The organism is Nonomuraea zeae, from assembly GCF_005889725.1.
Lineage (GTDB): Bacteria > Actinomycetota > Actinomycetes > Streptosporangiales > Streptosporangiaceae > Nonomuraea > Nonomuraea zeae.
This window is the reverse complement of sequence record NZ_VCKX01000493.1, coordinates 1-5,384: the sequence shown is the minus strand read 5'-3', so window position 1 is coordinate 5,384 and position 5,384 is coordinate 1. Positions and strand designations below refer to the sequence as shown.

Here is a 5,384-nt window from a genome sequence, read left to right as displayed (position 1 = left end):
GGGCCCGCCGACGGGGTGCCGAACGTGGCCGAACGAGCGGCCGCCCGGCTGCGCGAGCACACCCTGGGCAATCCGCTGCACGCCCGCGCCCTGCTGGCGAACGTGCCGCTGCCGGTCCTGGCCGACTCCAGCCTGCCCCTGCCCGTCCCCAGCACGTACCTGCGGCTCTTCGCCCGCCGCCGGCACGCTGCCACTCCGGCCGCCCGGCGGCTGGCCGCGGCTTGCGCGGTGCTGGGCGGGCCCTGCCCGCTGCACCTGGCCGCCGCCGTCGCCACCGAGCTCGGCGAGCCGCTGACCGCGCTAGAAGAGGCCGCCGCCGCCGGGCTGCTCCGCGAGCTGCCCGGCCGCATGATCGATTTCCCTGAGCCCCTGGCGCGGGCCGCCGCCTACGACGGGCTGGGCGCGGGCGGGCGGGCACGGCTCCACCTGGCCGCGGCCCGGGTGATCGACGACCCCGGCGCGGCGCTGCGCCACCGGGCCGCCGCGGCCGGCGGGCCGGACGAGCTGCTGGCCGAAGAGCTGGTCGGATACGCCGCCAAGGCCGTGCAGCACGGGCAGTGGCAGGAGTCCGCCGCCCACCTGGACCTGGCCGCCGGGCTCACCGAGTCGGCGGCGCGGCGCGACGAGCTGCGCACGGCGGTCCTGGAGCACGTCCTCATCGGGGGCGACGTGCTCCGGGCCACCGAGCTCGCGACAGGGCTCGCCACCGAGTTCGCTACAGGATCCTCCACAGGGCTCGCCACCGAACTCGCCGCCGCGCGTAACGCCGACCCGCGCCCGGTACGCCGGTACGTGCTGGGACGGCTCGCGCTGGCGTCCGGACGCTTCGAGGAGGCGTCGGAGCTGCTGACCGAGGCGTGGCGGCACAGAGAGCCCGCATTCGCCGCCGACGTGGCCGAGCAGCTGGCCTGGCTGAAACTGGTCACCGGACAGCGGGCGGCGGCGGTGGAGTGGGCCCGCCGGGCGATCGAGCAGCCCATCAGGGGCGCGGTCGCCAGGCCGTACGACGTGCTGGCGCTGGGCGGGGCACCCAGCGCCGGCGCCCCCTCCGACAGCCTCGCCGCGGCCGTCGCGCTGCTGGAGCAGGACGCGGCCGAGCAGGCGGGCGCGATGCTCAGACGGGTCGTCGCGGCCGAGCGGAAGGCGGGACTGCCGCACCACCGGCTGCTGGCCACCGCGCTGCTCGCCGTCGCCGAGCACGAGGCCGCGCGCTGGGAGGAGGCCGCCACCCGGGCGGGCCGCGCGCTGGCCGAGGCGGCCGCGCTGGGCCAGCGGTGGCTGCTGCCGTGCCTGGAAGTGGTGTGCGCGGCGCCGCTGGCGGCCAGGGGCCGGCTCGATCGGGCGCTGGCGCACGTCGCGGGAGCACGGAGCACCGCCCGCGGGCTGCGCCACGTGCTGGGGGAGCGGCAGGCGGACCTCGCGACGGCGCTGCTGACGGCCGGGGCCGAGCCGCCCGAGGGCGGTGACGCGTTCGTGCCCGACCCCCGGCCGGGCCGGATCGAGGCGCTGATCGCCGACGGGCGGCTGGAGGAGGCCGAGGGGGCGCTGGCCGCGTTCGGCGAGTGCGGGCGGTCCAGGCGGGCCGGGCCGCGCGGGCAGTCCGAGCGGATCAGGCTGGAGGCGCTCCTGCAGGCCGCCAGGAACGTTCCAGAGGCGGCGGAAGAGGGCTTCTCCCGCGCGCTCGCGCTGGTGGAGCGGGAGGTGTCCCCGCTGCAGGAGGCCCGGGTGCTGCTCGACCTCGGCCGGCTGCTGCGGCGTACGGGCCGGCGCAAGGCCGCCGCCGAGCGGCTGGAGGCCGCCCGCGCGATCTTCGAGCGGCTGGGCGCCTGCCCGCTCGTGGACCGGTGCGCGCACGAGCTGGCCGCCTGCGGTCTGGAGCCCCCCGCCACGGTACGGCTCGGGCTGACGCCCCAGGAGCTCAGCACCGCCACGCTGGTGGCCAGCGGCCTGACCAACCGCCAGATCGCCAGGGAGCTGCTCATCAGCGTCAAGACCGTCGAGTACCACATCGGCAAGATCTACACCAAGCTCGGGATCGGCTCCCGGGTCGCGCTCGCCGCCAAGCTCGCCGCCTGCGGCCAGACGGCATGACGGGGCGACGTGGTGACGGGGCGACGGCGTGTAGGCGTGTCGGCGCCTCAGCCCGCGGGCGGAGGTGTCGGCCGCAGGCATCGGAGCAGGCTGATCGGCCACGCTGCTGATACCTTGATCGCACCTGTGTGATCATGAAACAATTCTTCAACAGGTGTATATCCGCGTATTGGGGGGTCGTCGCCCATGATCCGCGAGCCCATCGAGCGGTCCTAGGATGCCGGACGACGAGCTGGACGAGGCGTTCGAGCTCGGCAGGACGTGCGCGCTGGCCGCGGAGTGCGGCAGGGATCTGCAGCGCTGTGCCCAGATGTACGCCGGGCTGTTCCCCGTGGCCGCCTTCAACGCCGAGTTCTACAGCGGGCTGACCCTGTCCACGGCCTTCAGCGCCCCCTGGGCGACGGCCGACCGGCTGAAGATGGTGAACCGGGCCGCTCTGTGGGTCCTGGCCGTGGACCGGCTCGTCGATCACACCGCCACCAACCGCGAGCAGGTCACCCGCCTGACCCGCGAATGCCTGTCCGTGGCCGACGGCGCGGTGCCGCGCTCGGCGGTCACCCGCTTCCTGGCCGACATGCGCGACGAGCTGGCCACCGTCAAGGAGTTCGAGGAGGCCCGGCGGCTCTGGCGCGACCAGCTCGCCAGGACGCTGGCGGGCATGACCAGGGCCTGGGTCTGGCGCGACACGGGCGCCGCGCCCACGCTGGCCCGTTACCTCGACAACGCCGACAGCCGCGGCTCGTGCTTCGTGGACGTCTCGCACTGGATCTACGCGGGCGACGGCTGGACGCGGGCGCATCTGGAGGAGCTGCGGGGGGTCAGCCGGCACGTACAGCGTTATCTGCATCTGCTGGGGGACGTCGCCTCCTACCGCAGGGACGTCAGCTGGGGCGACCTGAACGTCCTCGCGCTCGGTGTCAGCCGCGCCGAGGTGACGGGCGCGATGGCGGCGCTGGCCGGGCAGGCGCCCGGCCTGATCGAGCCGGTACGCGCGAGCAGCCCCCGCACGGCCGTCTACCTGCGACGACAGATCGGATTCAACGCCGGTTTCGTGGGAATTTCGGCCCTCCGCCCGACAGCGTAAGGGCCCTGTCGGATTCCATGACAAGTTTGCTTGACTCTCGGGGTGTTAGCCAGGCGAATAAGGGGGCTTGGAACGACAAACCGTGACATTCTGTTTCTTGTAAAAGTTTGCGGCTTGAGTGGAAAATGTGGCGTTGCTAGGGTGTCTCGATGCCAGGCATGTGGATCAGTGTTCGCAACGAGCCTTGACAGATACCACTGACCCCGGCATCTCAGGGCAGGGTTGTGCATTGCGCGGGAGATGTACAGGCGGTGCTGGATGGAATTCGGTCGCTTTGACCGCTGGCGGCTGCCGACAGCGATCAAGATCTTGATCGCCGGAGGGTTCGGCGCGGGCAAGACCACCATGGTCGGGGCCGTCTCCGAGACCCGGCCACTACGCACGGAAGAGGCTCTCACCCAGGTAGGAACGGGCGTCGACGATCTGTCGGGCGTGGAGGCCAAGCTGACCACGACCGTGGCCATGGATTTCGGCCGCATCACGATCCGTGACGACTACATGCTGTATCTGTTCGGGACGCCGGGCCAGGAGCGGTTCTGGTTCGTGTGGGACGAGCTGGCCATGGGCGCGCTGGGCGCCGTGGTGCTGGCCGACACGCGCCGCCTGGACGACTGCTTCCCCGCCGTCGACTACTTCGAGAAGCGCGAGCAGCCGTTCATCGTGGCGCTCAACTGCTTCGAGGGCACCAGGCCCTTCACGGTCGGCGAGGTGCGCACGGCGATCGGCCTGGAGCCGGACATCCCCATCGTGCGCTGCGACGCCCGCAAGCGCGATTCGGGCCGCGAGGTGCTCATCACGCTGGTGGAGCACGCGATGCGCATGGGTGCCAGCCCGGTCGGGACCATGTCGTGACCATCACCGGCTACTTTTGACCGATGGAGGAGATCGACCGCCGGATCGTCACGTTGCTGGCCCACGACGGCCGCATGAGTTTCACCGACCTCGCCCGGGAGACCGGGCTGTCGGTCTCAGCGGTGCATCAGCGCGTACGCCGCCTGGAGAAGCGGGGGGTCGTGCGCGGATACGCCGCGATCGTCGACCATGACGCCGTGGGGTTGCCGCTGACCGCGTTCGTGTCGATCAAGCCGATCGATCCCGCCGCGCCCGACGACGCGCCCGACCGGCTGGCCCACCTGGCGGCCATCGAGGCGTGCCACAGCGTGGCGGGCGACGAGAGCTACATTCTCAAGGTGCGGGTGGCCTCGCCGGTGGCGCTGGAGGATCTGCTGCAGCAGATCCGCGCCTCGGCCAACGTCTCGACGCGCACCACGGTGGTGCTCAGCACGCCGTACGAGCACCGCGCCCCCGACATCGCCGCCGAGCCGGCCGCCGCCCAGGACGGCCACCGCCTGACCCCGGACTGACCCTTACGAAGTGCTGACGGCCGCGCCCGCACCCGCCCACGCGCGCCGCCGCGATGCGACGCTGCCCGGCATGAGCGCCCGCACCGCCGCCGTCACCCGGCGCCGCCCCGGCACCGCGCCCTGGCGTGGCCGGGCGGTGCTCGCCGCCGCCCTAGTCGCCGCTCAGGTGGCCGTCCTGGCGGCGATCTTCCGCCTGGGTCCCGGTGGCCTGTTCTGGTGGTACGCGGCCGCCTGGGGGCTGTTCGGGGCCGCCGTACGGGCGTTGCGGGGTGTGCCGGGAGGCGCCGCGGGCCGGTTGGTGCTCTGCGGCGGCCTGGCGGTGATCGCCACCGGCCTGCTCGGCCCGCCCGGCACCAGCACCGACTCCTACCGGTACGCCTGGGACGGTCGCGTCCAGTCCGCCGGCCTGTCTCCCTACGACCACGCCCCGGCCGACCCCGCGCTCGCCTCCCTGCGCGATCCCTGGCTCTTCCCCGGATGCGCGCAGGGGCACTTCTACCCGGCAGGCGAGGGCACGTGCACGCGGATCAACCGGCCCACCGCGCACACCGTCTACCCGCCGCTGGCCGAGGCGTACTTCCTGCTGGTGGACCGGCTCTCGCCCGGCGGGGCGCGGCACAAGCCGCTCCAGGTCTCCGGAGCGCTGCTGGCGGCGGGCACCACCGGCGTGCTGCTGTTCCTGCGGCGCCGGCGCGACGCCCGGCCGGTCGCCTACTGGGCCTGGTGCCCGGCCGTGCCCATGGAGGCGGTGAACAACGCCCACGTCGACATGCTCGCGGTGGCCGCCGTCGTGCTCGCCCTGGGTGTGGGCGGGCCCGGGGGCCGGTCATGGGCGTGGTCAGGGG

Annotated in this window: 4 protein-coding genes and 1 pseudogene; all 5 read left to right on the top strand. The window is 73.4% G+C overall.

What is annotated here, in order from left to right; genetic code table 11:
• Positions 1–2,091: LuxR C-terminal-related transcriptional regulator (locus tag ETD85_RS59785; protein ID WP_206059592.1), on the top strand; the 2,091-nt coding region annotated here is incomplete at its 5' end.
• Positions 2,092–2,308: 217 nt separating this feature from the next.
• Positions 2,309–3,175, top strand: coding sequence for a terpene synthase family protein (locus ETD85_RS59775; RefSeq protein WP_170247454.1), 867 nt, complete (start codon positions 2,309–2,311; stop codon positions 3,173–3,175).
• Positions 3,176–3,433: 258 nt separating this feature from the next.
• Positions 3,434–4,027 (top strand): GTP-binding protein, encoded by a 594-nt coding sequence (locus ETD85_RS59770; RefSeq protein ID WP_138698675.1) that lies wholly within the window; start codon positions 3,434–3,436, stop codon positions 4,025–4,027.
• 23 nt (positions 4,028–4,050) lie between these two features.
• Positions 4,051–4,539 carry an Lrp/AsnC family transcriptional regulator gene (locus ETD85_RS59765; RefSeq protein ID WP_138698674.1) on the top strand — a complete coding sequence of 163 codons (489 nt, stop codon included), beginning with the start codon at positions 4,051–4,053 and terminating at the stop codon, positions 4,537–4,539.
• Between the two features lie 10 nt (positions 4,540–4,549).
• Positions 4,550–5,384 (top strand): annotated as a pseudogene (locus ETD85_RS59760) (hypothetical protein); the annotation flags it as partial.